This is a genomic window from Rhodoferax sp., from assembly GCF_012927445.1.
GTDB lineage: Bacteria > Pseudomonadota > Gammaproteobacteria > Burkholderiales > Burkholderiaceae_C > Rhodoferax.
On the sequence record NZ_JABBPD010000007.1, the window covers coordinates 1 to 26554 of the forward strand.

Here is a 26554-nt window from a genome sequence, read left to right on the forward strand (position 1 = left end):
ACGTCCTGCCTGGTACTGACCGAGGCTGTGAAACAGCGGGATTTAACCCGTCATCTCGCTGCGCTCGGGGTGGGGGAATTTGAGGTGGCCACAAGTGGGGGAATTTGGGTGGCCATCAGGGAGCGTGACCTTTACTGTTTCGCTACCTTGACGTTCTTTGACGATCTTTGTCAGTTCAAAATCTTCCAACTTATCCAGCAATGCTTCATACGCTCTCGCCGACAACAGATAAGCCGCAGGCTTGTTGTGATTCAGAACGGCAACCGGCGAATCCCCCGCATCTTCAAGGATGCCACTGGGGTTGCGCCTCAAGTCAGTCAGGTTCCTGTCAAGGCGCAAGCCCTCCCTCAAAAAACTTAATTAAGACTAAAATCGGTTTTTACTCTTTTTGCAGGCGCAGCGTTAATGAAACTCTCCACCCATATCAAGCCAATCAGCTATCTCAAAAGCCACACCGCACAAATTGTCAAAGAGCTCACTGAAAGTCGTGAGCCGATGGTCATTACTCAAAACGGCGAAGCCACGCTGGTAGTCATTGACGTCAAGAGCTTTGAGGAGCGGGAAAATACACTGGCGTTGCTAAAGATTTTGGCTCTTGGCAGCCGTGAGCTGGAGCTAGGCAAGTATCAAGATGCAGAGGATGTATTTGCCAACATCGATAAGTCTGATCTCCAATGAAGATTGTCATCCTGGCGTCTGCGGAATATGACTTGAAAGAACTCCGAAGCTACATCATTAAAAACTTCTCGCATGACACATGGCAAAAAACCTATGGCAAGCTAAAAGAATCCATCCGCAATTTAGCAAGTTTTCCTTATCTTGGGTCTATTCCCGAAGAGCTCGAAACACTCAACCTGAGCCAATACCGACAGATACTGTCGGGTATGAATCGCATCATTTATGAAACGAGACAGGACACGGTCTACATCCACATCATTGTTGACTCGCGACGAGATATGAAGTCTTTTCTAATGCGACGGCTTGTGCGGTAATTTGCCCAAATTACTTGATGCACACCTGCCGCACCATCTTGATGTCCGTCAGCCCCAACATGATTTTTTCCATGCCGTCCATCTTCAAGGTGCGCATGCCGCCTTCTACTGCGGCAGCAAAAATCTCGGCGACGCGGGCGCGCTCCTGAATGAGCTTCTTGATGTCGTCGGAGGCGATCAGCAATTCGTGCAGGCCGATGCGGCCTTTGTAGCCGGTCTTGTTGCATTTGTCGCAGCCAACATGACGGTAAAACCGGAGTTGGCCCTCTTGGTCATAGGCCTTATGCCAGCTCTCGATCAGTCTTCGGGTTTCACCTTCAGCGTCAGTTTTCCAGGCAGCCGAGTGCCGGAGTTCATCGGCGTATTCAGCGACAAACAGACGCAATTCTTCTGCGTCCGGCACATACGACTCCTTGCAGTCGCACAGCTTTTTGGCCAGCCGCTGGGCCAAAATTCCTAACAGCGCATCGGCAAAGTTAAAGGGGTCCATGCCCATGTCCAGCAAACGCGTGATGGACTCGGGCGCCGAGTTGGTGTGCAGGGTGGAGAACACCAGGTGGCCGGTGAGCGAGGCTTCCACGCCCATCGCCACCGTTTCTTGATCGCGTGATTCGCCGACCATGATGATGTCGGGGTCGGCCCGCAAAAAGGCCCGCATGACCAGGGCAAAGTCAATGCCGGCTTTGCGGTTGATCTGCACCTGACGCAGTCCTTTTTGGGTGATTTCGACCGGGTCTTCCGCCGTCCAGATTTTGGTTTCCGGCGTGTTGAGGTGCTTGAGAATGGAGTGCAGCGTGGTGGTTTTGCCGGAACCGGTGGGGCCGCAGACATAGAACAAGCCGTAAGGTTTCTCGATGGTCCGAAGAACCCGCTCCTTGTTGTGCGGCGTCAGACCGAGCTTGTCCAGCGGAATGGGCTCGCCACCGGCCAGGATCCGCATCACCACGTCTTCGACACCGCCGGCCGACGGAATGGTGGCCACCCGCAGTTCAATGTCCAGCGGGCCGTATTTTTTGAACTTGATCTTGCCGTCCTGCGGCCGGCGGCGTTCTGAAATATCAAGATCGCACATGATCTTCAGGCGCGTCACCATCGCCTGGCGAAAATGCGCGGGTACCTCGATATACGGTTGCAAGGTACCGTCAATGCGAAAGCGGATGCCGGTTTTAAGCTTGCCTGGCATCGGCTCGATGTGAATGTCCGATACCTTCTGGTGGTAGGCGTCAATGATGACCTTGTTGACGAACTTGACCAGCTCGTTGTCCGCCGCCGCCGATTCCAGCGAGTCGTCGTTGCTGTCATCCATGGGGGCGCCATCCATGTCGGCCAGCAGTTCGTCAATCGAGCCGCCTTCCACCTCGACCCCAAAGATTTGCTTCAGGGTGTCGGCAAACTCGGTTTGCGTGGTAACCCGGTAAGCAAAGCGGGTGATGCGGGGGAAGACCTGCGGCACCACCCGGGCACCGCGCACCGCTTCCGGGTCCACGCACATGATGACCAGCCCCTCGGGCGACTCCTCCAGCGGGATCCAGCCCTGCTCTTCAATGAACTCCCGTTTGAGTGAGCCATGCAGCATTTCCGAGCGAATACGGCCAGAACTGAACGGCTCATAAGGCACACCAAAAAACTTGGCCAGTGAAGCACCAATCTGGGCGGACCGCACTTTGTAATGCGCCATCAAAATATGCTCAACCGAGGTGCCTTCACTGCGCGCCCCCTGCCAGCACTCCTGAAGCTCGTCTGCCGTGATCACTCCATCGGCGACCAGGCCATCGTACTTGGTCGCCTTGCGCCGCAAGCCCACTTCGGCCTTGTGCACGCGCTGCCGAATGGCGGTTGCCAGCGTCTTGCACAACTGGGCAACGCCTTCGACTTCAAGCTCACCAAAAGGTTGGTCACTTTTGTTGTTGATAACCTGCAGCACGCCATGCAGCTTAGTGCCCTCCAGAATAGGCGCCACCAGCATCTGGCGGGTGCGGTAGCCCGAGCGCTTGTCCACTTCTTTCAGAAAGGTCAAGGCCGGGTGGATCTGCTTGAGGGCCTCGTCGTCATACACGTCGGGCAGGTTCAGCAACTGTTTGCTGTAGGCGACGTAACCGGCAATGCTTTGCGGCGTAATCGGCAAGATCAGGTCGCGGCTGCTGTTGAGACCGGTCTTGACCTTGGACACAATGGAGGTCTGATCTTCGTTGACGGCGTAAAGCGTCAGGCGATCGGCATTGAAAAGTTTGCAGATATCGTGGCTGGCCTCCAGCATGATCTGCTCGACATTTTCGGTCTCATGGATGCGGGCCGTGACGTGTTGCAGCTGCTTGTAAAACAGCGCCTCAAACGTCATGCCGCGTTTGACGGCAGGTAACTTGGGCGGTTCAATCATCGAGCCAGATCAGGACTGCACAAACTGCATTTGGGTGCCGGCCAGCTCAATCAGGTCGCCGTTCTTCAGGGCAACCGGTTCCGCCCCGATCGGCAGCCCGTTCAGCGCCGGATTGCCCGCGCCTTCGACGTGGTGAACAAAAAAACTGCGCTGGCGCCGGGTGATCGCGGCAACGGCGACACCGGGTTTACCGATCGTGGTCACCACTTTGGTTAACTGCACCTCACGGCCAGCGGCGGCACCTGACATCACCTTGATGGAGGCATGAAGCGGTTCCGGCGCGGCAGGAGCAGGGGCCAAGGACGGCGCAGAGGAGGCAGTCAAGCCGCCCGCGCTGGCATTGAGCACCGGCGCTTTGTCATAGCTACTGCTGGTAGCGTCGTTGACAAACTTGATCTTGTACTTGCCCACCTCGACGGTGTCACCATCCTGCAGCAACTGCTTCTTGGCAGCTTTGCCATTCACGTAGGTGCCGTTGGTGCTGTTCAGGTCTTCCAGATAGACGTCGCCGCCCTCCATCTGCAGTACCGCGTGCTCGCCACTGACCGCCAGGTTGTCGATCACGATATCGTTGTAGGGACGACGACCCAAGGTGGTGCGGTCCTTGGTTATCTGGACTTCCTTGATCACAACACCGTCAATCGATACGATCATTTTCGGCATGACCGACTCCTGTTCCTGAAACTTGTTATTGGAAATCGCATGAAATTACTTATTTCCGAGCCATCTGGCTATTAATCCGCGCTTCGCAAGCGTGTCTGCGGCTTGTATCAGCAATACCGTGATGTTATCCCGTCCGCCATTTTCGTTGGCCTGGCACACCAGTTCCTCCGACATTTGATCCAGCGACGTTCCGTTTTGCAAAATTTCTGCGATCGATGCATCTTCCATCATGTCAGAAAGACCATCGGAACACATCAAATAGAGATCACCCGCCTCGACATGATGCGCATGGAGCTCCAGCATCACTTCATTGTCGACACCCAGCGCCCGCGTCACCAGATTTTTATTGGGCGATAGGGCCGCCTGCTCCGGCGTCAAGAACCCGGCATCGAGCTGCTCCTGCAAGAGCGAGTGGTCCTTGGTGATCTGCACCAGCTGATTGTCCCGCCACCGGTAGCAGCGCGAATCCCCGATATGACCCACCATCAGCTGGGCATCCTGAAAGACACCCACCACCAGGGTGGTTCCCATGCCCGCATACGCGGGATTGGCGTGGGCGGCATTAAAAATGGAGCGGTTGGCGTTGTCCACGCAAATTTCGATGGCGCGACTGACGACCCCGGCATTGGCCTGGGGGCCGGCTTCGGATAACCAGCGGACCAATTCCGACTTGATGAACGCGGTGGCCATGCCGCTGGCGATCTCGCCCGCGTTGTAGCCCCCCATGCCATCCGCCAAAACACACAAGCGGGTGACCTCATCAAAAGCCACGGCGTCTTCATTGTTCGTCCGCACCCGACCCGGATCAGTTTGCGCGGAAAAGGTGTAATTCATGAAGGGTCAGGCTGTATTTTCTGGTCGGGTATTGCCACCCGATAATACCGCCCGCAAGTCGCGGGCCAATTGATCCCCGTCTTGATAACGCGCCTCTGGGCGCTTGCTGAGTAACCGGGCGATCAAACTCTCCAGCCGTTGCGGCAACTCCGGGTGAATGCTGCGCAGGCTGGGTGCTTCTTCATTGGCAATTTTGTGCATCAGCTCGGCCATGGATTCAGCCCGGAAAGGCAGCACGCCCGTGAGCATCTGGAACAGCATGACGCCCAGCGAGTAAAGATCCGTGCGGCCATCGACCTTTTTGCCAGCCAACTGCTCCGGCGACATAAAACTGGGCGTTCCCAGCACAAGGCCGGTTCTGGTCTTGCTTGCATCGGTGATGCGCGCGATGCCGAAGTCGGTGACCTTGACCGCATCGTGTGCCAGATCAAACATGATGTTGGCGGGCTTGATGTCGCGGTGCACCACCTGCTGCTTATGGGCGTAGCCAAGTGCCTCGGCAATACGCGCCACAATGCTCAGCACCGTAGAAACCGGGAGCAACTGGCCGCTCTTGCAGTAGTGCGTCAAGTCTTGGCCATTGAGGAACTCCATGGCAATGTAGGCGAGCTCGTGGTCTTCACCGGCGTCATAGATCGTGACGATGTTCGGGTGCTGCAGGCGGCCAGCCGTCTGGGCCTCACGAAAAAACCGTTCCCGGGCGTCCGCCAGCGCCTTGCCGGCAAACTCCTCGCTCAAGGCCATGGTTTTAATGGCCACGACGCGTCCAATCTTGGGATCTCGTCCCTGATACACCACCCCCATCGACCCCTTGCCCAGTTCCCGTTCCAGTTGATAGCGACCCAGCATGGCGATTTTTGAGGGGCTTTCAGCCGGATCCACTTTGGGGTTGACGTTCTCGTCATCCTGGCGATCTGCGCGCAAGGCCGTCATGTGCTCACGCACTGCAGAAGCCATATTGAACTGGCGCTTGCGTTCAAAGTCGAGCGCCAAACCATACAAATTACCCATGAGAGCGTCCCCCGCCGGAGCCCGGCGGAAGTGCTCAAACGCCATGTCGAGCTGGCCCTGCCCCTGCAGGGCGAGCCCCATCATCCGGTGGGTCTCCGTCGATTCTTCCTGCACCGTGGGCATGCCCACCTCGGGCCGCAAGAAGCGCTTGATTGTTAAGGCCAGATGCCCGCTGACAAGCAGCATGGCCGGAAAAACCAGCGGCAGCCACAGGGCCATGCCGGTCAGCAAGCCGAATTCCATGCCGAGCAAGGCCATGAACGACAACAAGGTGACGCTGACGGCCCTGCCTGTTGGCAGGCGCGGCAAAACAGCAATCAGGTAGGCGCAAACCAGCAGCAACAGCCCCCACGTCGCCCACCGCCCCCAGCCCGGCTGGACCACAAAATGCTCTTGCAAAATACTGGACGTGACGTGCGCCAAAATTTCCACCGACGACAAGGCCGGATGGCCAGGCACCGCCCACGCTGGACCAACGCCAGCCGCCGTGACGCCAATGAGCACGATCTTGTCGACGTAGCGGGAGGCTGGAATTTTCCCGCTCATCACATCGGCAAACGAGTCCAGTGCAAAGGCCGGCTGGCCGTCACGTCCTTTATAAAACTGCGGCAGCAGGCGCGCCGCGCCATCCGTCCGGAGGCGCAGCTGGCCGATTTGCACGGACCCGTTCTTATTGAACTGGATATCGTCGGCGGTCAGATGGAAGCTCTGGGCGACCGCCAGCAGCGCCAGGGACGGCACGGCTTGGCCCCCGTTATTCAGCAACAGCGCCTCCTGCCGCACGACACCGTCCAGATCCTGTAACTGCTTCAAATGACCGATCCCGGCGACGGCGGTGGCGAGGCTCTCAATCGGTTGCTGTCCGGGTGTCAGCAACGAGGGAATGAGGACGTTGGACGCAGTGTGGAAGCTGCTGGCCAACTGATGATCGGTGTCCAGTGCCACCTCGGCTTCGGCAATCACTCCCAGCAACTGTTGATTGAGCGGAGATGGCGTGCCAGTCGCCTCGCTGGCGGCCAGCAGGCCCTTTATTTGGTGAAGGAAAGGCAGGCCACGCTCAGACGCGGGTTCAAAAAAGAAACCCGTATCCACCATGACGTTTGCCTTCGCCTCCGCCAACTGGTCAATCAGTCGGGCATGGAGGTCGCGCGGCCACGGCCAGCGACCGATGCGGGCAAGGCTCTTGTCATCAATGGCGATGAGGGCAATCTGGTCGGACGGCTGTCGGGCGCTGCGGGTGCTGGCAAAGTCGTAGAAGCGGCGCTCCAGTCCGTCAAAGACGTCGCTCGTCATGTGGAGCGTGACCAGCGCGAGCACAAGCGCCAGAGCAGCCAGGCCATCGGCTCGCCAGAAAGAGCCCGAGCCAGGTAAAGAGAATTTAGTCACGGGCCCGACCCTCCGTCTGAGTAAAAAGCATCTTTGCGGGCGCCGGGGTCTGGCTGCTTGCCACCGTACCGGTTCAGGCGGTCTTTTCCGTGCGCTTTTTCAGCACGCTTCCCACCAGCAAGACCCCCAGTGCACCGGCCAGGCCCAAGCCATAACTCCATACCGCCGTTTGCGGCAACCAATCTCGCACGGCGGGATCACTCAGCGCCATGCTGCCCGCAATCCAGCCCAACAACATGCCGCCCACCGTGATGATGACCGGAAAGCGGTCCATCAGCTTGAGCACCAGCTGGCTGCCCCAAATGATGATGGGAATACTGACCAGCAGGCCAAAAATCACCAGCACCAGTTGATTGTCAGCCCCGGCGCCGGTTGCAACGCCGGCAATGGCGATGACGTTATCAATGCTCATGACCAAATCCGCAATGATCACGGTCTTGACCGCTGACCACAGTTGGTCACTGCCCTGAATATTGGAATGCCCTTCCTCTTCGGGGATCAGCAACTTGACGCCAATCCACAGCAACAAGGCAGCCCCCACCAGCTTCAGAAACGGCACCTGCAGCAGGGTCAAGGCGAAGGCGATGAGGATGACACGCAGCACAATCGCGCCAGCGGTGCCCCACAAAATACCCTTCAGGCGCAGTTGTTTCGGCAACTGGCGGCAGGCCAAAGCGATCACCACGGCGTTGTCACCCCCGAGCAAAATATCGATCATGATGATCTGACCGACAGCGAGCCAAAAATGGGCGGTGAAGAATTCTTCCACGGTGTTCTTTCTCTAGTGATGCCGAAGGCACACAAACAACAAAGCCGGATTGTCCCTCAGGAAATCCGGCTTGCTTTTGAAGATGGCCGCCATGAGCAGCCACATCCGGGTGAACTGTCGCGCCTTACTTCAGCAAGGCCTTCAACAATTTAGCCATTTCGGACGGATTGCGCGTGATCGTGAAACCACACTCTTCCATCACTGCCAGCTTGGCATCCGCCGTGTCGGCGCCGCCAGAGATCAAGGCACCGGCATGGCCCATGCGCTTGCCGGCAGGGGCAGTCACACCGGCGATGAAGCCAACAATCGGCTTCTTCATGTTGAGCTTGCACCAGCGAGCGGCTTCGGCTTCGTCCGGGCCGCCAATTTCGCCAATCATGATGACGGCGTCGGTGTCCGGATCGTCATTGAAGGCACGCATGATGTCGATGTGCTTCAGGCCATTGATGGGGTCGCCACCAATACCGACCGCCGTCGACTGACCCAGACCGATTTCGGTCAATTGAGCCACGGCTTCATAGGTCAGCGTGCCGGAGCGGCTCACCACACCAATGCGACCGGCACGGTGAATATGACCGGGCATGATGCCGATCTTGATTTCGTCGGGCGTGATCAAACCGGGGCAGTTGGGTCCCAACAGCAGGGTCTTCTTGCCGCCAGCGGCTTCTTTGGCGCGCATTTTGTTGCGCAGTTCCAGCATGTCGCGGACCGGGATGCCTTCCGTGATGCAGATCGCCAGGTCCAGATCCGCCTCAACGGCTTCCCAGATGGCGGCGGCAGCACCGGCTGGCGGCACGTAAATAACCGACACGGTGGCGCCGGTATCTTTGGCGGCTTCCTTGACGGAGGCGAAGATTGGAATGCCAAAAATGGATTCGCCAGCTTTCTTGGGGTTCACACCCGCGACGAAACATTCTTTGCCGTTGGCGTATTCCTGGCACTTTTCAGTGTGGAATTGACCGGTCTTGCCGGTGATGCCTTGGGTGATGACCTTGGTGTCTTTATTGATGAGAATTGACATGATGTTTCCTTATGCGGCAGCTTTAACAGCAGCAACCACTTTTTGGGCTGCATCGGCCATGGTGTCCGCGCTGATGATGGGCAGACCGGACTCGGCCAGCATCTTCTTGCCCAAATCTTCGTTGGTGCCCTTCATGCGCACGACCAGCGGCACATTCAGGTTGGTGGCTTTACAAGCCGTGATCACGCCGGTGGCGATGGTGTCGCACTTCATGATGCCGCCGAAGATGTTGACCAGAATGGCCTTGACCTTGGGGTTTTTCAGCATGATCTTGAAGGCTTCCGTGACCTTCTCGGGGGTGGCACCGCCGCCCACGTCCAGGAAGTTGGCCGGCTCAGCGCCGAACAACTTGATGGTGTCCATGGTGGCCATGGCCAGACCGGCACCGTTGACCAGACAACCGATGTCGCCGTCCAGGCTGATGTAAGCCAGGTCAAACTTGCTGGCTTCGACTTCGGCCGGATCTTCTTCGTCCAGATCGCGGTAAGCCACGATTTCCGGGTGACGGAACAGGGCGTTGGCGTCAAAGTTGAACTTGGCGTCAATCGCCTTGATGCCGCCGTTGCCTTCGAGAATCAAGGGGTTGATTTCGACCAGCGACGCGTCGGTGTCCATGTACACCTTGTAGACTTTTTGCAGCACGTCCATCGCTTGCGCGGTTGAGCCGGCAGGCACGCCAATGCTGTCCGCCAGCATCTTGGCTTGTGCATCGGTCAGACCGAGTGCTGGGTCAACGATTTCGGTGATGATTTTCTCAGGCGTGGAATGGGCCACTTCTTCAATGTCCATGCCGCCTTCGCTGGAAACAATCATGGCCACGCGTTGCGAGGCACGATCGGTCACCGCCGACACGTAGTATTCTTTTTTGATGTCAGCGCCGTCTTCAATCAACAGGCGGCGGACTTTTTGGCCTTCGGGGCCGGTTTGGTGGGTGATGAGCTGCATGCCCAAGATTTCACCGGAGATCTTTTTGACCTCGTCGATCGAGCGGGCCAGCTTGACGCCGCCGCCCTTGCCACGGCCACCGGCGTGGATTTGTGCCTTGACAACCCATACCGGGCCGCCCAGTTTTTGAGCGGCTTCCACCGCTTCTTGGACGGTGAATGCCGGAATGCCGCGTGGCACCGGTACACCAGCTTGACGCAAGATTTCCTTGCCTTGGTATTCGTGAATCTTCATGGGGACTCTCTCAGGAGTGGGTGATTTTTTATCCAGCCACAAGCTTTTTTGCTCTGTGGCGGGCACTGGACAACGCAACTTCGGACTGTATCATGCTGCAACGCACCAATAACAGTTCAGCTCGCCGCTTGAATAATTCATAATTATCGAGTGACGATCTGAATTGAAACTGACGAGGAAGACTCAGCCATGCATAAGATATTCATTGACGGCGAAGCCGGCACCACCGGCCTGCAAATTCGGGAGCGTCTGCAAGCGATGCCCGGCATCGAACTGGTCAGCATTGCGCCCGAGTTGCGCAAGGACGCGGCGGCCAAGCGCGCCCTGATGGCCCAAGTTGATCTGGTGATACTTTGCCTGCACGACGAGGCCGCGATTGAATCCGTCGCCATGATTGACGACATGGCGAGGACCAGCGGCCAAATTGGGCCCAAGATTATTGACGCCTCCACCGCCCACCGCACCGCACCGGGCTGGGTGTTCGGCTTTCCCGAGTTGGTGGCGGGGCACGGCGCGTTGGTGGCACAAGCACGCCGCGTCGCCAATCCGGGCTGCTATGCCACCGGCGCCATCGCGCTGATTCGGCCACTCATTGATGCCGGCCTGTTGCCTCAAGATTTCCCGCTCACCTTGCCGTCCATCAGCGGCTATTCGGGTGGCGGACGCCCCATGATCGAGGCTTATGAAAAAGGCGAAGCCCCGGCGTTTGAGCTGTATGGCTTGGGGTTAAAGCACAAGCACCTGCCGGAGATCATGGCCTACACCGGCCTGACGCGCCGCCCGGTGTTTATCCCCTCGGTTGGCAACTTCAAGCAGGGCATGCTGGTGCAATTGCCGCTGCATCTGGACCTGCTGCCCGGCCAGCCCAGCGCCCACGACTTGCAGGACGCGCTGGCCCAGCACTATGCCGGCAGCGAATGGGTCAGCGTCGAGCCGGCCACGCCGGACGACAAGCTGGACGCGGTGGCGCTGGCGGACACCAACAAGATGGAACTGCGCGTGTTCGCCAACCAGGGCGCGCAAGATGGCTTTCGCCACGCCGTGCTGGTGGCCCGACTCGACAACCTGGGCAAAGGCGCCAGCGGTGCGGCGGTGCAAAACATGCAGCTGATGCTGGGGCTGTAACCGCCTTCTGATTGCTATATTATTTATAGCATATTCTACAGGTAAGACGGGGGCTAGCGGCTGATTCGTTATAAATCAGTCATCATGCGCGCCGCCCACCACGCGCCGGATCACATCACCACCGAAGCCGCGTGCGGCCAGAAAACGCATCTGCTTGGCAGCGGCTGACGCGTCCACCGGCGGCGCCCCAAACTTTTTGCGCCAGACCGCCAGCGCCCGCTCATGCTCGGTGGCCTTCAAGCCCACCAAGGCGGCGCTGACGGCGGCGGGGTCCAGCCCCTTGCCTTGCAGTTCTTGCTTGATGCGGGCCGTGCCCAGCTTGGCCGCACGGCGATGCACGACCGATTCAATCACCCGCTGCTCGCTGATAAAGCCTTTGGCTTGCAGTTCGTCCAGCGCCTGCGCCAGCGACCCGGGCTCTTCTTCATAGCTTTTTAGCTTGCGCTCCAGCTCGGCCCGCGAATGCTCGCGGCCGCTGAGCAGCCGCAAGGCGCGGCCTTTCAGAGAAGGCTGGCTAAACGACATGGGGGTCTCCGTCGAACAAGGTGTCAGCCCGTCGTGGCCTGCGCAGGATTGCTACTATTTCAATAGCTTTCTGCGCAGGACCGCTGAGGGCTAGACCGTCTTTTTGCTTGAAACTTTGGCCTTCGCTTCGGGCTCTGCGGCATCGGGCGTCGCACCCGGCAACAAAGGAATGCCCAGCGACAAACGCACCTTGTTTTCAATTTCCAGCGACAAGGCTGGGTTTTCGCGCAGGAACTCGCGCGCGTTGTCGCGGCCCTGGCCGATTTTTTCGCCGTTGTAGGCGTACCAGGCGCCCGACTTGTCCAGAATGTTGGCGGTGACGCCCATGTCGATGATCTCGCCGTGGCGGCTGATGCCTTCGCCGAACAGGATGTCGAATTCGGCGGTCTTGAACGGGGACGCCACCTTGTTCTTGACGACCTTGACCCGGGTTTCGTTGCCGATGGCTTCGTCACCTTTTTTGATGGTGCCGGTGCGGCGGATGTCCAGCCGCACCGAGGCGTAGAACTTCAGCGCATTGCCGCCGGTGGTGGTCTCGGGCGAGCCAAACATGACGCCGATCTTCATGCGGATCTGGTTGATGAAGATCACCATGCAGTTGGTCTTCTTGATATGGGCAGTGAGTTTGCGCAGCGCCTGGCTCATCAACCTAGCCTGCAGGCCGGGCAGCGAGTCGCCCATTTCGCCTTCCAGCTCGGCTTTGGGCGTCAAGGCCGCCACCGAGTCAACCACGATCAGATCGACCGCGCCGGAGCGCACCAGGCTGTCTACAATTTCCAGCGCCTGCTCGCCGGTGTCGGGCTGGCTGATCAGCAAGTCCTGCAGGTTCACGCCGAGCTTCTGGGCGTACTGGATGTCGAGCGCGTGCTCGGCGTCGACAAACGCGCATTGGCCGCCGATTTTTTGCATCTCGGCAATCACCTGCAAGGTCAGCGTGGTCTTGCCGCTGGATTCCGGGCCGTAAATTTCAACCACCCGGCCGCGCGGCAAACCGCCGACGCCCAAGGCGATGTCCAGTCCGAGCGAGCCGGTCGACACCACTTGGATGTCCTCGATCACCTCGCCCTCGCCCAGCCGCATGATGGTGCCCTTGCCAAACTGTTTTTCAATCTGGGCCAGCGCGACTTGCAGGGCCTTGGCTTTTTCGGCATTCACCGGGGTCTGGGCTTTAACGGGTGCGTCCATGAAAATCTCCTTGAATATCAATTACTTAAATCGGGGCTTCAACCTGGCGCACCCTCTGTTGTTAACAACAGGCTGGATGCTTGAACAGTAGTTTATCTTGTGGTTTAAATCTGTAAATAGATTTTTTAGTCAATTTGGCTTACCATTTACGCCATGTTGGATACTTCCCTGCCAGATGGCTGGCGCCAAGCGCACCTGGGACACTGGATGAGCCAGGCCCTGCTGCGCTTTGACGCCCGCGTGCTGTCCCTGATGGCCCGCAATGAAGACGTCCCGTTGGCACTGTCCAACCTGGCGGCGCGCGGGCGTTTGAGCGCCTCCCACATCCACATCACCCGGCATCTGGCCCTTGATGGCTCCCGTCTGAGCGAGCTGGCCCAGCGCGCCAACATGACCAAACAAGCCATGGGCAAACTCGTTGATCAATGTGAAGCCTGGGGTCTGGTCACGCGCCAGGATGACCTCCGGGATGCCCGCGCCCGGCGCATTGTGTTTACCCCCGTTGGGCTGGCTTGGTTACAGGCTTACCGGCAAGCGGTGGCGCAGGCCGAAGAGGAGTTGCGCGCGGCGGTGGGGGCCGAGGTGGCCACCGTCATCGCCATCGGACTGGAGGCTTATGCGGCGTGAAGGTCGCCCCGGAGACGTGTCGGCCTAAAATTACCAAAAACGAGAATGCCGGCATCCGGTGTTCATCCACAAAAGGGGACAACCATGCGAATTCTGATTGCAGAAGATGACCAGGTCTTGGCCGACGGCTTGCTGCGCACGCTGCGCAGTTCGGGCGCGGCGGTGGACCATGTCGCCAGCGGTTCGGAAGCCGATGCCGCGCTCATGACCAACACCGAATTCGACTTGTTGATTCTGGATTTGGGCCTGCCCAAGATGCACGGACTGGAGGTGCTGAAAAAGCTCCGGGCCCGCGGCTCCTCGCTGCCGGTGCTGATCCTGACCGCCGCGGACAGCGTGGAAGAGCGCGTCAAAGGCCTGGACTATGGCGCCGATGATTACATGGCCAAGCCCTTCAGCCTGCAGGAGCTGGAGGCGCGGGTGCGCGCTTTGAGTCGGCGCGGCATGGGTGCTGCCAGCAGCACCATCAAGCACGGCCCCATGATCTACGACCAGGGCGGCCGGGTCGCCACCATCGACGGCGTCATGGTCGAACTGTCAGCGCGTGAACTGGGCTTGCTGGAAGTGCTGCTGCAGCGCGCCGGTCGCCTGGTGAGCAAAGACCAGCTGGTGGAGCGGCTGTGCGAGTGGGGCGAAGAGGTCAGCAACAACGCAATCGAGGTCTACATCCACCGCCTGCGCAAAAAAATAGAAAAAGGACCCATCCGGATTGCCACGGTGCGGGGCTTGGGTTACTGCCTGGAAAAGATCCCGAACTGAACATGACCCCACGCTTGCCGCTGTGGCTGTCGTGACCGCCACGCCGTGAATATCTTCCACCGCGAACAGCGCTCCCTGTTCGGTGAAATCCTGGACTGGATGCTGACGCCGCTGCTGCTGCTGTGGCCCGTCAGTCTGGTGCTGACCTGGCTGGTGGCGCAGAGCATTGCCGGCAAACCGTTTGACCGGGCGCTGGAATACAACGTCGGGGCGCTGGCGCAGTTGGTCACGGTCAGCAACAACCGGGCGCAATTCAACCTGCCGTTGCCCGCCCGCGAACTGCTGCGCGCCGATGACTCGGACACGGTCTACTACCAGGTGCTGGGCTCGCGTGGCGAGCTCCTGAGTGGCGAGCGGGACCTGCCGCTGCCGCCGGAAGAAGAAAAAGCCGTGTTCGGCGAAGTCCGCCTCCGCGATGCCGAAGTCCACGGTATTGACGTCAAGGTCGCCTACACCTGGATCAAACTCAACCTGCCGGGCGCCAAACCAGCGCTGGTGCAGGTGGCAGAGACCATGGAAAAACGCTCGGTGCTGGCGACGGAGATTGTCAAGGGCGTCATGCTGCCGCAGTTTGTCATCCTGCCGATGGCGGTGCTGCTGGTCTGGCTGGCGTTGGTGCAGGCGATCAAACCGCTGAACCAGCTGGAAGAACGCATCCGCGCCCGCAACCCGGATGATTTGAGTCCGATTGACGCCCAGGCGGTGCCGCTGGAGGTTGCCCCGCTGGTCTATTCGGTGAACGATCTCTTGATGCGGCTGAAAGACTCCATCGCGACCCAAAAGCGCTTTCTGGCCGACGCCGCGCACCAGCTCAAGACGCCGCTGGCGGGCTTGCGCATGCAGGCGGATCTGGCGCAACGCGAAGGGGCCAATACCGAAGATCTGAAACAATCGTTGCGCCAAATTGGCCGCGCCAGTATCCGGGCGACCCACACCGTCAACCAGTTACTGGCGCTGGCGCGGGCGGAGAGCAGCGGCGCCGCGATGCCGCGCACCAGTTGTGACCTGGCCGACCTGACCATGGCGGTGGTGCGCGACTGCGTGCCACGGGCGATTGAAAAACACATTGACCTGGGTTATGAAGGCGCACAACCCGACACCGAAGGCGGCCAGTTCGCGGGCAATCCCACCCTGCTCAAGGAACTGATTCGCAACCTGGTGGACAACGCCATCAATTACACCCCGTCCAGCCTGGAAACGCCGGGCGTGATCACCGCGCGGGTGCTGATCGACCGTTTTGGCAAGACGCTGGTGCTGCAGGTCGAGGACTCCGGGCCCGGCGTGCCGGAAGCCGAGCGGGAACTGATCTTCCAGCCGTTCTACCGCGCCCTCGGCACCGAAGCCGATGGCTCCGGGCTAGGCTTGCCGATCGTCATGAAAATCGCCCATCAGCACAACGCCACCATCACCATGGAGGACACCCGGCCCGGGCAGCTGCCGCCAGGGGCTCGCTTCAGCGTGCGTTTTGTGGCCGAATCAAGCGCTGACGTCCCTGCCGCCTAGGGTCAACGGCACGGGCTCCACGCTTTGCCCGCCATCACCGGCTTCAACTCGTCCAAGCGGGCCCGCAGGGCCTCATCGGCCGCCGGCAGCCGCAACAGGGTGCCACTCACCTCCTCGCGCTCCTGCACCACGCGTGCGGTGCGTACACCGCGCCGGCTGAAAGCATCAAGGGCGGCCGTGGCCGCCGCCTGCGTGTTGAACCCGCCCAATGACAGTCCCAAGCCCAGCGCTGGGTTGGTCAGGGGCTCAAACTTCAGGTTCAGGGAGGCCAACTGGGCACGTTTTTTGGCCAACTCCTCGGCGTTGGCGTATTTGCCCATGTAGACAATCCAGCGCGCCGGCTCCAGCGTCTCCTCCAGCGTCCAGCTACCGGCCGGCAAGGTGACCGCCAGCGTGCGGCGCAACTGCGCACTCTGGGTCGCATCAAACAACCCGGCCTGCAGACAGGCGGTCGGCTTGCCGGCGGCACGCGGCGCCTCCGACTGGCTCAGCTCTTGCGCCGTCAGCAGCCGCACCGCATCCGGCCGGATCTGCTGACCCAGCCGTTGCGGCTCGCTCTGCTGTGCCGGCGCAAAACCATAGGCCCGCAAAAAACCTTGTGACCAGGCGAAATAGAGGCCGTTGAGCAGCACCAGGGCCAGAACAATAAATCGCAACATGAGTGTTGAAAAGGTCCAGGGAATGAAGGAAGGCTAGAGCTGTTCGTAGGGCGGCGGCGCCAGGGGGCGCACGCTGACCTCGGAGCTGGTGATTTTTTGCAGCCCCTGCGCCGTCTGCACCTGCAAGGCGCCAACGCCGTCCACCCCCTGCGCAATCCCGCTGGTGCCGTCGCTCAGGGTCACCGTCAGGCCGCCCAGCGCGTCCCGCTCATTGAAGCGGGTCTGAAACGGCGCAAACCCGTGCGCCTCAAACGCCTTGATGGCCTGCACCAGCGGCGCGGCAAGCCGCAACAGCGCCTGCGGCGCATCGATGCCCGGCAAGACTTCCTGCAGCCAGGCCGGTGGCGTCGCCAGACCGGTGGCGTCACGCGCCTTGATGTTGATGCCCACGCCCACCACGGCATAGCGCGCGCCGGGCATGTCGCCCACATTGGCGGTCTCGATCAGAATACCGGCCAGCTTGCAGTCATTCAGCCAAATATCATTGGGCCACTTCAAGCGCAAATCGGGATGCAGGCTCTGCGCCACGCTGACCCCCACGGCGAGCGACAGCCCCGACCAGTCACGCGGCGCCAGAGGCAAGCCCAGTGAAAACGTCAACGAAGATGTTGTTGCCCCCACGCTGGCCTCCAGCCCACTGAACCATTGGCGCCCCAGCCGGCCACGGCCGGCGGTTTGCTGTTCGGCCACCAGCAGCACGGGCTCCAGATGGCCGGCGCGGGCGCGGCGCATCAACTCGGTGTTGGTCGAATCGATCTGCGGCAACACTTCGACCGTGAAGCCCGGCAGGTCCGCCACCACGGCCTCCCAGATTGCCTCTGCCGGCCAGCGTATTGGACTGCTCATGGTCTTGCTCAGCGGCGGCCGCGTTTGGGGGCCAGCAGCGTGCCGCGGCAGTTAGTGGCGCCGCACCAGCACGGGTATTCGGCCTTGAGCTTGGGCGTGTAACGCGCCTCGATGATCAGGCCGTAGTCATAGTTGAGCTCTTCGCCGGCCTGGATGTTGTGCAGGGCCTTGATGAAGATGCGCCCGCCTTGCTCGTCGGCTTCGCAGTTCGGGGCGCAGGCATGGTTGATCCAGCGCGACGAGTTGCCGCCAAACAAGGCGTCAATCACGCGGTGCTCGTCAATGTGAAAATAAAACGTGTGATTCGGATCCTGCGGATCATGCGGGTGACGCGCTTGCGCCTCGGTCCAGCTGATGATTTCGCCCACGTACTCGATGATGGTTTCGCCTTCGGCGATATCCTGCACGGCAAACACGCCTTTGCCGTGTACGCCAGAGCGACGGGTTTGAATGCGGCGATGACTGGCGGCGGCTGCGGCTTTTTGGCTCATTTGGGAACTGGGCAAAAAATTTGGTATGGTGAACTCGTATGGGCGCGTGTGTGCGCGCTCACCTGTGTGTGCGTGCGCCTGTGCGCCCGCGAGAAACTGGATTGTAGTCAGATGAAAACATTAGTAATCGCCGAGAAGCCTTCTGTCGCGCAAGACATCGTCAAGGCGCTCACGCCCGTGGCGGGCAAGTTCGAAAAACATGACGAGCATTTTGAGAACGACCAGTACGTCGTCACCAGTGCCGTCGGTCACCTGGTGGAAATCCAGGCGCCGGAAGAGTTTGACGTCAAGCGCGGCAAATGGAGCTTTGCCCACCTGCCGGTGATTCCACCGTACTTCGATTTGAAGCCGATGGACAAGACCAAGACGCGGCTCAATGCCATCGTCCGGCTCGCCAAGCGCAAAGACGTGGACAAACTCATCAACGCCTGCGATGCGGGCCGCGAGGGGGAGCTGATCTTTCGCCTGATCGAGCAATACGCCGGTGGCGCCAAGCCACTGGGCAAGTCAGTCAGCCGCCTGTGGCTGCAGTCGATGACACCGCAAGCGATTCGCGACGGCTTTGGCGCCCTGCGCAGCAACGCCCAGATGCTGCCGCTGGCCGACGCCGCGCGTTGCCGCTCGGAAGCCGACTGGCTGGTCGGCATCAACGGCACCCGCGCCATGACGGCGTTCAACTCGCGCGATGGCGGCTTCTTTTTGACCACGGTGGGCCGGGTGCAAACGCCCACGTTGAGCGTGGTGGTGGAGCGCGAAGAAAAAATCCGCAAGTTCATCAGCCGCGACTATTGGGAAGTGCACGCCACTTTTGCGGCGCAGGCCGGCGACTACAACGCCAAATGGTTTGACCCCAAGTGGAAGAAGGCGGCCGCCAATGCCGCCGCCGGCAACACCGACGAGATGGACGCCGAACTGAAGGCCGACCGCCTCTGGACCCCCTTTGAAGCAAAGGCGATTGCCGACGCGGTGCGCGGCCAGAAGGCCACCGTCACCGAAGAAAGCAAACCCACCACCCAGGCGTCGCCCTTGCTGTTCGACCTGACCAGCCTGCAGCGCGAGGCCAACGGCAAATTCGGTTTTTCCGCCAAGACCACGCTGTCGATCGCGCAAAGCCTGTACGAACGTCACAAGGCCTTGACCTACCCGCGGACCGACTCGCGCGCCCTGCCGGAAGATTACGTGCCGGTGGTCAAGCAGACCTTCGAGATGCTGGCCGACAGCGGCATGAAACACCTGGCACCGCACGCCGCCACTGCGCTTGCGGGCAACTACATCCGCCCCAGCAAACGCATTTTTGACAACGCCAAGGTCAGTGATCACTTTGCCATCATCCCGACGCTGCAAGCCCCGAGCGGCCTGAGCGAGACCGAGCAAAAGATTTATGACCTGGTGGTGCGTCGCTTCATGGCGGTGTTCTTCCCGAGTGCCGAGTACCAGATCACCACGCGCATTTCAACCGCGGTCGGCCACAGCTTCAAGACCGAAGGCAAAGTGCTGGTGAAACCGGGCTGGCTGGCCATTTACGGCAAGGAAGCCGCAGCCGAGCAACCCGACAACGGCGACAAGAGCGCCGGCAACCTGGTGCCGGTCAAGCCCGGTGAACTGGTCAACGCCCAAGCGGTCGACCCGAAAGCCCTGAAAACCCGCCCCCCCGCCCGCTACTCGGAAGCGACCCTGCTGGGCGCCATGGAAGGCGCCGGCAAAACGGTGGAAGACGACGAACTGCGCCAGGCGATGCAGGAAAAAGGGCTGGGCACACCGGCCACCCGCTCCAGCATCATTGAAGGCTTGATTGCCGAAAAATACATGCTGCGCGAAGGCCGCGAGCTGATCCCGACCGCCAAGGCGTTCCAGCTGATGACGCTGTTGCGCGGCCTGGGGGTGGAAGAACTGTCCAAGGCCGAGCTCACCGGTGAGTGGGAATACAAACTGGCGCAGATGGAACAAGGCAAACTGAGCCGCGAATCTTTCATGGCCGAGATTGCCGCCATGACCGAGCGCATGGTGAAGAAAGCCAAGGAATACGACCGCGACACCATCCCCGGTGACTACGCCACGCTCAGCAGCCCCTGCCCCAATTGCGGCGGCATCGTCAAAGAAAACTACCGCCGCTACACCTGCACCGGCAAAACCGGCACGGAAGAAGGCTGCGGCTTCTCCTTCGGCAAAACCCCGGCCGGTCGCACCTTTGAGGTGGCGGAAGTGGAACAATTCCTGCGCGACAAAAAAATCGGGCCACTGGACGGCTTCCGATCCAAGGCCGGCTGGCCGTTCACCGCCGAGATGGTCATCAAGTTCGACGAAGAGACCAAGAACTACAAGCTCGAATTTGACTTTGGCGACGACAAGAAGGGCGAAGAGTCCGGCGAGCTGATCGACTTCAGCGGCCAGCAAGCGCTGGGCGCCTGCCCCAAATGCGGCAGCGCGGTGTTCGAGCACGGCAAAAACTACGTGTGCGAAAAAGCAGTGCCGACCCTGGCGCAGCCCACGCCGAGTTGCGACTTCAAGAGCGGCCAGATCATCCTGCAGCAACCGATCGAGCGTGAGCAAATGAGCAAGCTGCTGGCGACCGGCAAGACCGATCTGCTGGACAAATTTGTCTCAATGCGCACCCGGCGCGGCTTCAAGGCCATGCTGGCGTGGGACGCCGAGGCTGGCAAGGTCAACTTTGAGTTCGCCCCGAGCAAGTTCCCGCCACGCAAGACCGCCGCCAAACCGGCGGCCAAGGCTGCCGGCACTACCAAAACAGGAGCTGCTCGCGCAGCAACGACGGGGGCTACAGCCAAAAAAGCACCGGCAAAGAAAGCTGCAAGCAAAACGGCAGCGGTCAAGACGCCACGGAAAACGGCGACCAAAACACCTGCCGCCGGCCTGACCCCGAGTGAAGCCCTGGCCGCGGTCATTGGGCCGGAGGCCGTGGCACGGCCGCAAGTCATCAAGAAGCTGTGGGACTACATCAAGGCCAACAGCCTGCAAGACGCGGCCAACAAACGCGCCATCAACGCCGACGCCAAACTGCTGGCGGTGTTTGGCAAGCCGCAGGTGACGATGTTTGAACTGGCGGGCATTGTGGGCAAGCACCTGAGCTGAGGGCGGTTGCGCCGCACTTGATGTGGCGCAACAGGGCAGGCACGCAGGTTCGTACCATCCTGAAGTTTCCACCTTCAGGAGCCCCGCATGAAACCGATCCTTCTGGCCGCCGCCCTGCTCGGCGCCGTCACCCTGAGCCACGGCGCCGGCTTTACGCTGAGCAGCCCCGACATCAAGGCCAACGGCATGATCCCGGCCCGCTTCGAGTTCAATGGCTTCGGCTGCGCCGGCGACAACCAGTCGCCCGCGCTGCAGTGGCGCGGCGCCCCCCCAAACACCAAGGCGTTTGCCGTGACCGTGTACGACCCGGACGCGCCGACCGGCTCCGGCTGGTGGCACTGGATGGTGATCAACATCCCGGCCGAGGTGAGCGCGCTCGCCGCCAACGCCGGTGCGGTCGGCGGCGCCAATCTGCCGAGTGGGGCAAGCCACGCCCGCATCGACTACGGCGTGGCCGGCTGGGGCGGCGTCTGCCCGCCGCAGGGCGACAAGCCGCACCGCTACCTCTTCACCGTGTACGCACTGAAAGACAAACTGGAGGTGCCCGCCGATGCCACCGCGGCCCTGACCGGCTTCATGATCCACGGCAACAGCCTGGGCAAGGCCAGCTTCACCGCCAAGTACGCTCGGCCCAAGGCCAAGTAAACGGTCGCCCCAACCATTCTTACAGATGAAATAGGGCTGTAGCCCTTATGAATAAAGCGCAAGCAGCTATTTAATTTATAGCGGCTTGTTTGACGCCGGCTAGTGAATGAACTTGCCGCCGCGCCCGATGATCGTCAAATCGGTGAAGGTGGAGCCCTGGTGGTCTTTGGCGCTGTAATTGATGGTGAAACCGCCCAGGTTCACATCGTGCATCGATTCCAGTCCGCTGATGAGGGACTCACGCGACAGATTGCGCCCGGCGCGGCGCAGCCCTTCCACCAGCACGCGGGCGGTCAGGTAGCCCTCCATGCTGGAGAAGTCAAACTCTTTTTGGCCCGCCTCCAGCATGCGCTGCTGGTAGTCGCGCACCACGGCGCTGTTCGCCGTATAGGGGAACGGCACTACCTGCGAGATCACCACCCCGGCGCCGACGTCACCCAACTCGTCCGCCAGCGCTTTGGAGCCGACGAAACTGACGTTAAAAAATTGACCACCGTAGCCTTTGACCCGCGCCTGTTTGATGAAGGAGGCCGACGATGTGTAGGCGCTGATCTGCACCACGGCTTCGGGTTCCGCCTTGAGAATCGTCTCCAGCGACTTGGCCACATCGACACTGTTGCGCTCCACCGTGCCGGTCGCCACCGCCTTCAGCTTGCGCTTGGTCAAGGCCCGCACCATGCCCTCCAGACCGGCCTTGCCATAGGCGTCGTTCTGGTAGAACACCGCGATTTTCTTGATGCCCAGGGTCGTCAGGTGCTGCACGATGCGTTCGGTCTCGTCAAAGTAACTGGCCCGCACATGAAACACCTGCCGGTTGAAGGGCTCGCGCAAAGCCTGCGCGCCGGTGAACAGGCCCACCAGCGGCACCTGCTCTTCCGTCAGGATCGGCAGCGCGGCCAGCCCGGTGGGCGTGCCCACCGACCCGGCCAGGGCAAACACCTTGTCCTCGCGGATCAAGGCCTTGACTGCCGCTGCCGCTTTGTCCGGCTCATAGCCATCGTCCCGGGTCAGCAGTTTGATCGTGCGGCCATTGACGCCACCTTGCGCGTTGACGGCATTGAAATACGCCTGCATGCCAAGCTGCATGCGCTGCCCCAGCAGGGCGGCCGGCCCGCTGATGGCGGCGAACTGGCCAATCACGATCTCTTTGTCCGTCACACCGTTCTCGGCCAGGGATAGCGTAGAAGCCAAAACCAGCGTCAAAGAAACCAGCTTTTTGATGATCTTCATGAGTTGCGTCAGTTGTCTAGAATTTCCAGAGCATAACGGCCCCCGCGTTCTGGTCAACTCTCAAGGACTATTTAAGTGCGCTCCGCCATCTGGTCGTCAAGGTAATACCAGCGCTCATTCAGCCGCACAAAGCGGCTGGTCTCATGCATGCGCTGTGCCCGGCCGCTCTCCCGGGAGCGCGCCACAAACTCCACCACCCCGGCGTCGCCCTCCGCGGTCGCGCGCCGCACCTCCAGCCCCAGCCACTTGACGGGCGAAAGCGCCAGTTCAGCCGGCCGCGTGGACGGGTGCCAGGTGGCCAGCAGGTAGTCCACCAGACCCAGCACAAAGGCGCTGTAACGCGAGCGCATCAGCGCCTCGGGCGTCGGCGCATGCACGCCCATGGTCAAACCGGCATGCCAGGGCGCACAACAGGTGGCGTAGGGCCGGCCGCTATCGCAGGGGCAAAGAACCGGGGTTGCGCGCAGGTTTTTCTTCATGCCGCCGATGGTAGCGAATGGCCGCTAGCCCACCGTGCCGCGCGTCTTGGCTTTACTTGCGGCTTTTGCTGCGCCCGCACTCCGGGCGACGGGTTTGGACTGACGCGCCTTCAGTGCCGCTTCAAGCGCCAGTCGGGCCCAGGGGGCCATCAACGCGGGTGACTCCATCGCGTCATCGGGCGCACTGTAGTAGTTCATGCTCATCGGCTTGGCTTTGGCCTGGTAGACAAACCGTTCACAGCCAGCGGCCTCAAAAACCGACCGCGACGCCTCGTCGGCCTTGAGCCAGAGTTTCTCACCCGCCCCCAAATCGGCCAGCACCGCCAGCGTCAAGCCGGCCGTGCTGATGCCATAACCACCAAACATTCGGCGTGCCACGCAAGGGCCGACCGTGGACAGCAAGTCGCAGCAGTACTGGGCAAATTCGTTGGGGGGTGACGCCATGCCAGAACTCTAGCATTCCACTCGGTTGACCGCCTGCAAGCCGGGGAGGTTCATGCGTCGTTGCTGTAGGCGGCGCAGCCATGTCACGCACAGAGCACCGTCTCGGTGCTATGCGATCCGCATTGATGACGTTGGAAGTCAGCAATGCAGTGTTCGAGTGGAGTGAGGTTGACGACCTCAACGGCTTTAGTCGGAGTGCCCGAAGAGACGGCCCGAAATATACCGGAGCCGATGGTTGTGAACGTCAGAAACAGAAATGCCAACCGCATGGGTTGGCATTTTGTAAAGTAAAAACTTTGGTGGCCCGGGGCGGAATCGAACCACCGACACAAGGATTTTCAATGGAGAAAATCGGCTTTTGTGCCGCGCAGCTATCCGCAACTACTAACAAAATCAAGCACTTAACCGCACTCATGCGCAGTCAAACGCAGCTCAGCGCACCCGACCTTCAAAGAGAATGACAGAAAACTGTCAGAAGAATACGCTTCAAGGATTATAAGCCTAGCCCCATCGATGTAAAGCGGACCCCTGCCGTCGGTGCTTCGTCTTGTGGCTCGCCGCTTGCGCTGATGCAGGCCAGGAAAATGTGCGGCCATCACGAGATCTCTTGCCTATACCTTGGATCATTGTTTCCATGGATGGCCTATGACCACCGATTTATCTACGCTGCTCAACAAGTCCGACCTCTGCGCCCACCTGTCGCTGTCCCCGCGGGCCATCGAAAACATGGTCAAAGCCAAGGCCTTTCCGCCGCCGGTGCGCATCGGCAAACATGTCTATTGGAGCGTTACTGCCGTCCAACAGTGGCAGCAGCGCCTGTTCGCAGCCCAGGAAGCCTGGACACCTGGCTGGTCACAAGGCTGCTGACTGCGTTTTGTGCCAGTCCAATAGGCGCTCTGAATTCATGGTGGCACCCTTTGTTGAAGGGTCCCTGTTTTGGGGTTGATATGCGTGAAATGAAAGAAGGCCAAGGACTGCTACGGAAATTGAACGACCGCTTTGCCCAAAGCCGACGGTGACCAGAGACAAAAGCGGTCATTCGCCGTTTAGAAGGAAGGACCCAGTGATGATGCATTGCTGAAATTGTTCTATTTGGCATTAACCAACATCAGCAAGAAATGGACGATGCCGCTCAGAGACTGGAGAGCTGCATTGACCCGGTTTACCATCAAGTTTGAGGAAAGGATGCCAACGCCTTAAAACTCAACGCCCCGTTTACACAAAATTCGGGACACTCTCACGCGCTCTGCTTCATTGTCAGGTACTGCAGCAATAGCCATTGTCATTTTTGTAGCAGCGAATGACAATAGCGCATGAAAACCTTTGATGACATCATCATCCGCCGTCTGGAACTGGCCCAGTCTTATCTCGCTCTTCTGCGTGCCCAGCCCGGGCGGCCCATTGCCTTGTTCGCACCGCGCCGTGTCGGGAAAACCTATTTCCTGGATGGGGACCTGACGCCCGCAGCCGAGAAGGCAGGCCTTTTTCCAGTCTATGCTGACCTCTGGCTTAACCGGTTCGCTCCATTGGCCGCCATCAACCACGCGCTGGAGGAAGCTTTGGATGACGTCAGCGTGCCCAAGACGTCGGCCGGAAAGATTGCAAACACCCCTGTCAAGAAAGTGGGACTCTTCAGTGCCAGCCTGGAATTAGGTGCCGAGCCTGCTCGACGAGAGCTTCCAGCAACACCTGAATTGCGTCTGGACGCCTTGATTACGCGTCTGGCCACGGTATCCGGCAAGCCAGTTCTGCTCATGCTCGACGAAATTCAGTCGCTTTCTCAAGCCCCAAACGGTGAAGCCGCCATCGCGACCGTCCGGTCAGTGCTGCAGAAGCACAAAAAGAAGTTGTACGCCGTTTTCACCGGGTCATCTCAAGAGGCTTTGGGTGCGATGATGGTTGCCGCTGGCGGACCGATGTATCAGTTCGCCCAACTATTGACGTTCCCCAGTCTTGGATCGGACTACTTGAGTTTGCTGGCCGCGCATTACCGGGACGTCCATCCCACCAAAGACCTCAAGATGGTGGACTTGGAGCCGGTGTTCGAACATTTAGGCCACAAACCGGCGCTGATGAAAGACTTGGTCAAGTCGATGTCTGCCGATGGCGTGACCGACGTAACGAGTGCACTCCAGCGTTTCATGGCAGATGACCGCAATGTGGCAGCGTGGCAAGGCTTGTTTGAAAAGCTGTTGCCGCTGGAACAAACTGTCGTGGTCCTGCTGGCGCATGGCATTGCACCCATGGCCAAAGACACACTTGATGTTCTGGCGACCATGCCCGGTCTGAAATCAACCCTGGCAAAAGTTCGCTCTGCATTGAATCGAATGCGCAAATCGGGGCTTCTTTGGAAGCCGCCCCAAGGGACCTTTCAGCTTGAGGACCAGTTGTTTGCGGACTACATTGCCGCCAAGTACGTTTCCAATTTCATTGTTGATCGCAAACTGAAGCTTGCAGTGCCATCTCAAGTTGCGAAGGGTTGAACTGAACTGCCGTTCAAATCTGAATCGTCACTACGGGTACGCCCACTGGCCGCGAAAGCCGCTCGCAAATGAACACTGGCGGCACACACCACCGGTGCTGTGCTGCGCCGCTTGGCCGCTGCGTAATAACCTGAGCGACTGACTTCAAGAGTGCGGCAGGCCTGGCTGACGGTGATGGCCTTCTCTTGCAAGTCTTCAATGAGTCGGTAGCTCATCTGAGTTCTCGGGCAA

At 59.9% G+C, this 26554-nt stretch carries 28 protein-coding genes and 1 pseudogene; 12 read left to right on the top strand and 17 right to left on the bottom strand.

Features of this window, described 5'->3' with window-relative positions; translation table 11 throughout:
- Positions 1-42: 42 nt before the first annotated feature.
- Positions 43-351, bottom strand: a complete 309-nt coding sequence (locus tag HHJ17_RS11720; RefSeq protein WP_366557540.1) for a type II toxin-antitoxin system prevent-host-death family antitoxin — start codon at positions 349-351, stop codon at positions 43-45.
- A gap of 54 nt (positions 352-405) precedes the next feature.
- Here HHJ17_RS11720 and HHJ17_RS11725 point away from each other — a divergent pair, with 54 nt between their 5' ends.
- A complete protein-coding gene (locus tag HHJ17_RS11725; protein ID WP_296505905.1) occupies positions 406-678 on the top strand; it encodes a type II toxin-antitoxin system Phd/YefM family antitoxin in 273 nt (90 codons plus the stop codon).
- Positions 675-992: a type II toxin-antitoxin system RelE/ParE family toxin gene (locus HHJ17_RS11730; protein ID WP_296505906.1), complete on the top strand. Its 318-nt coding sequence runs from the start codon at positions 675-677 to the stop codon at positions 990-992. Before HHJ17_RS11725 ends, HHJ17_RS11730 begins: the two co-directional genes overlap by 4 nt.
- 10 nt (positions 993-1002) lie before the next feature.
- Here HHJ17_RS11730 and HHJ17_RS11735 read toward each other — a convergent pair whose 3' ends face one another.
- The 7 genes from HHJ17_RS11735 to sucC all read right to left on the bottom strand — a co-directional run bounded on the left by HHJ17_RS11735 (position 1003) and on the right by sucC (position 10232).
- Positions 1003-3369 (bottom strand): ATPase, T2SS/T4P/T4SS family, encoded by a 2367-nt coding sequence (locus HHJ17_RS11735; RefSeq protein ID WP_296505908.1) that lies wholly within the window; start codon positions 3367-3369, stop codon positions 1003-1005.
- A gap of 9 nt (positions 3370-3378) precedes the next feature.
- Positions 3379-4032 carry an FHA domain-containing protein gene (locus HHJ17_RS11740; RefSeq protein WP_296505909.1) on the bottom strand — a complete coding sequence of 218 codons (654 nt, stop codon included), beginning with the start codon at positions 4030-4032 and terminating at the stop codon, positions 3379-3381.
- A 45-nt stretch (positions 4033-4077) separates the two neighbouring features.
- Positions 4078-4866: a Stp1/IreP family PP2C-type Ser/Thr phosphatase gene (locus HHJ17_RS11745; protein ID WP_296505911.1), complete on the bottom strand. Its 789-nt coding sequence runs from the start codon at positions 4864-4866 to the stop codon at positions 4078-4080.
- A 6-nt stretch (positions 4867-4872) separates the two neighbouring features.
- On the bottom strand, positions 4873-7263 hold the full coding sequence (locus HHJ17_RS11750) for a serine/threonine-protein kinase (RefSeq protein ID WP_296499205.1): 2391 nt from the start codon (positions 7261-7263) through the stop codon (positions 4873-4875).
- A gap of 73 nt (positions 7264-7336) precedes the next feature.
- Complete coding sequence (locus HHJ17_RS11755; RefSeq protein ID WP_296499202.1) at positions 7337-8032, bottom strand: TerC family protein; 696 nt, start codon at positions 8030-8032, stop codon at positions 7337-7339.
- A gap of 124 nt (positions 8033-8156) precedes the next feature.
- On the bottom strand, positions 8157-9053 hold the full coding sequence (gene sucD / locus HHJ17_RS11760) for a succinate--CoA ligase subunit alpha (RefSeq protein ID WP_296499198.1): 897 nt from the start codon (positions 9051-9053) through the stop codon (positions 8157-8159).
- A gap of 9 nt (positions 9054-9062) precedes the next feature.
- A complete protein-coding gene (sucC, locus tag HHJ17_RS11765) occupies positions 9063-10232 on the bottom strand; it encodes an ADP-forming succinate--CoA ligase subunit beta (RefSeq protein ID WP_296499196.1) in 1170 nt (389 codons plus the stop codon).
- A gap of 189 nt (positions 10233-10421) precedes the next feature.
- Here sucC and argC point away from each other — a divergent pair, with 189 nt between their 5' ends.
- The gene (gene argC, locus HHJ17_RS11770; RefSeq protein ID WP_296505912.1) at positions 10422-11357 is read left to right on the top strand and encodes an N-acetyl-gamma-glutamyl-phosphate reductase; all 936 of its coding nucleotides are present in this window, start codon (positions 10422-10424) and stop codon (positions 11355-11357) included.
- Between the two features lie 75 nt (positions 11358-11432).
- Here the strand turns inward: argC and recX are convergent, their stop codons facing one another.
- Both recX and recA read right to left on the bottom strand, forming a co-directional pair.
- On the bottom strand, positions 11433-11882 hold the full coding sequence (gene recX / locus HHJ17_RS11775; RefSeq protein WP_296505914.1) for a recombination regulator RecX: 450 nt from the start codon (positions 11880-11882) through the stop codon (positions 11433-11435).
- Positions 11883-11972: 90 nt separating this feature from the next.
- Complete coding sequence (gene recA, locus HHJ17_RS11780; RefSeq protein WP_296505916.1) at positions 11973-13067, bottom strand: recombinase RecA; 1095 nt, start codon at positions 13065-13067, stop codon at positions 11973-11975.
- A 153-nt stretch (positions 13068-13220) separates the two neighbouring features.
- Between recA and HHJ17_RS11785 the strand changes: the two genes are divergently transcribed.
- The 3 genes from HHJ17_RS11785 (at position 13221) to HHJ17_RS11795 (ending at position 15956) form a co-directional block, all read left to right on the top strand.
- Positions 13221-13694, top strand: coding sequence for a MarR family transcriptional regulator (locus tag HHJ17_RS11785; RefSeq protein ID WP_296505917.1), 474 nt, complete (start codon positions 13221-13223; stop codon positions 13692-13694).
- Positions 13695-13778: 84 nt separating this feature from the next.
- Positions 13779-14453, top strand: coding sequence for a response regulator transcription factor (locus tag HHJ17_RS11790; RefSeq protein WP_296499184.1), 675 nt, complete (start codon positions 13779-13781; stop codon positions 14451-14453).
- Positions 14454-14498: 45 nt separating this feature from the next.
- The gene (locus HHJ17_RS11795) at positions 14499-15956 is read left to right on the top strand and encodes a sensor histidine kinase (protein WP_296505919.1); all 1458 of its coding nucleotides are present in this window, start codon (positions 14499-14501) and stop codon (positions 15954-15956) included.
- Positions 15957-15958: 2 nt separating this feature from the next.
- Here HHJ17_RS11795 and HHJ17_RS11800 read toward each other — a convergent pair whose 3' ends face one another.
- Genes HHJ17_RS11800 through HHJ17_RS11810 form a run of 3 tightly spaced genes read right to left on the bottom strand, consistent with a single transcriptional unit; the run spans position 15959 to position 17952 of the window.
- Entirely contained in the window at positions 15959-16615 is a 657-nt protein-coding gene (locus tag HHJ17_RS11800; protein WP_296505921.1) for an SPOR domain-containing protein, read from the bottom strand.
- A 33-nt stretch (positions 16616-16648) separates the two neighbouring features.
- Positions 16649-17461, bottom strand: coding sequence for a biotin--[acetyl-CoA-carboxylase] ligase (locus HHJ17_RS11805; protein ID WP_296505923.1), 813 nt, complete (start codon positions 17459-17461; stop codon positions 16649-16651).
- A gap of 8 nt (positions 17462-17469) precedes the next feature.
- Positions 17470-17952, bottom strand: a complete 483-nt coding sequence (locus tag HHJ17_RS11810) for an SET domain-containing protein-lysine N-methyltransferase (RefSeq protein WP_296499173.1) — start codon at positions 17950-17952, stop codon at positions 17470-17472.
- Positions 17953-18063: 111 nt separating this feature from the next.
- On the opposite strand from HHJ17_RS11810, the gene HHJ17_RS11815 reads away from it, so the two are divergent.
- Both HHJ17_RS11815 and HHJ17_RS11820 read left to right on the top strand, forming a co-directional pair.
- Complete coding sequence (locus HHJ17_RS11815; RefSeq protein WP_296505924.1) at positions 18064-21042, top strand: DNA topoisomerase III; 2979 nt, start codon at positions 18064-18066, stop codon at positions 21040-21042.
- Between the two features lie 186 nt (positions 21043-21228).
- Positions 21229-21687, top strand: a complete 459-nt coding sequence (locus HHJ17_RS11820; RefSeq protein WP_296499411.1) for a YbhB/YbcL family Raf kinase inhibitor-like protein — start codon at positions 21229-21231, stop codon at positions 21685-21687.
- A 99-nt stretch (positions 21688-21786) separates the two neighbouring features.
- Here HHJ17_RS11820 and HHJ17_RS11825 read toward each other — a convergent pair whose 3' ends face one another.
- The 3 genes from HHJ17_RS11825 to HHJ17_RS11835 form a co-directional block, all read right to left on the bottom strand.
- Positions 21787-22917 carry an ABC transporter substrate-binding protein gene (locus HHJ17_RS11825; RefSeq protein WP_296499168.1) on the bottom strand — a complete coding sequence of 377 codons (1131 nt, stop codon included), beginning with the start codon at positions 22915-22917 and terminating at the stop codon, positions 21787-21789.
- A gap of 71 nt (positions 22918-22988) precedes the next feature.
- A complete protein-coding gene (locus tag HHJ17_RS11830) occupies positions 22989-23396 on the bottom strand; it encodes a YchJ family protein (RefSeq protein WP_296499166.1) in 408 nt (135 codons plus the stop codon).
- A 24-nt stretch (positions 23397-23420) separates the two neighbouring features.
- Positions 23421-23840 (bottom strand): TfoX/Sxy family protein, encoded by a 420-nt coding sequence (locus tag HHJ17_RS11835; RefSeq protein WP_296499162.1) that lies wholly within the window; start codon positions 23838-23840, stop codon positions 23421-23423.
- 80 nt (positions 23841-23920) lie between these two features.
- Here HHJ17_RS11835 and HHJ17_RS11840 point away from each other — a divergent pair, with 80 nt between their 5' ends.
- From HHJ17_RS11840 to HHJ17_RS11855, 4 genes and pseudogenes are all read left to right on the top strand, one after another.
- Entirely contained in the window at positions 23921-24301 is a 381-nt protein-coding gene (locus HHJ17_RS11840; RefSeq protein ID WP_296499159.1) for a hypothetical protein, read from the top strand.
- Between the two features lie 184 nt (positions 24302-24485).
- Positions 24486-24707, top strand: a complete 222-nt coding sequence (locus HHJ17_RS11845) for a helix-turn-helix domain-containing protein (RefSeq protein WP_296499156.1) — start codon at positions 24486-24488, stop codon at positions 24705-24707.
- 192 nt (positions 24708-24899) lie between these two features.
- Positions 24900-25040, top strand: a pseudogene (locus HHJ17_RS11850) (IS256 family transposase); the annotation flags it as partial.
- A 113-nt stretch (positions 25041-25153) separates the two neighbouring features.
- Positions 25154-26323, top strand: a complete 1170-nt coding sequence (locus HHJ17_RS11855) for a hypothetical protein (protein ID WP_296499153.1) — start codon at positions 25154-25156, stop codon at positions 26321-26323.
- On the opposite strand, the gene HHJ17_RS11860 is transcribed toward HHJ17_RS11855, so the two are convergent.
- The gene (locus HHJ17_RS11860) at positions 26305-26538 is read right to left on the bottom strand and encodes a hypothetical protein (RefSeq protein WP_296499150.1); all 234 of its coding nucleotides are present in this window, start codon (positions 26536-26538) and stop codon (positions 26305-26307) included. The two genes, HHJ17_RS11855 and HHJ17_RS11860, sit on opposite strands and share 19 nt — an antisense overlap.
- Positions 26539-26554 lie beyond the last annotated feature (16 nt).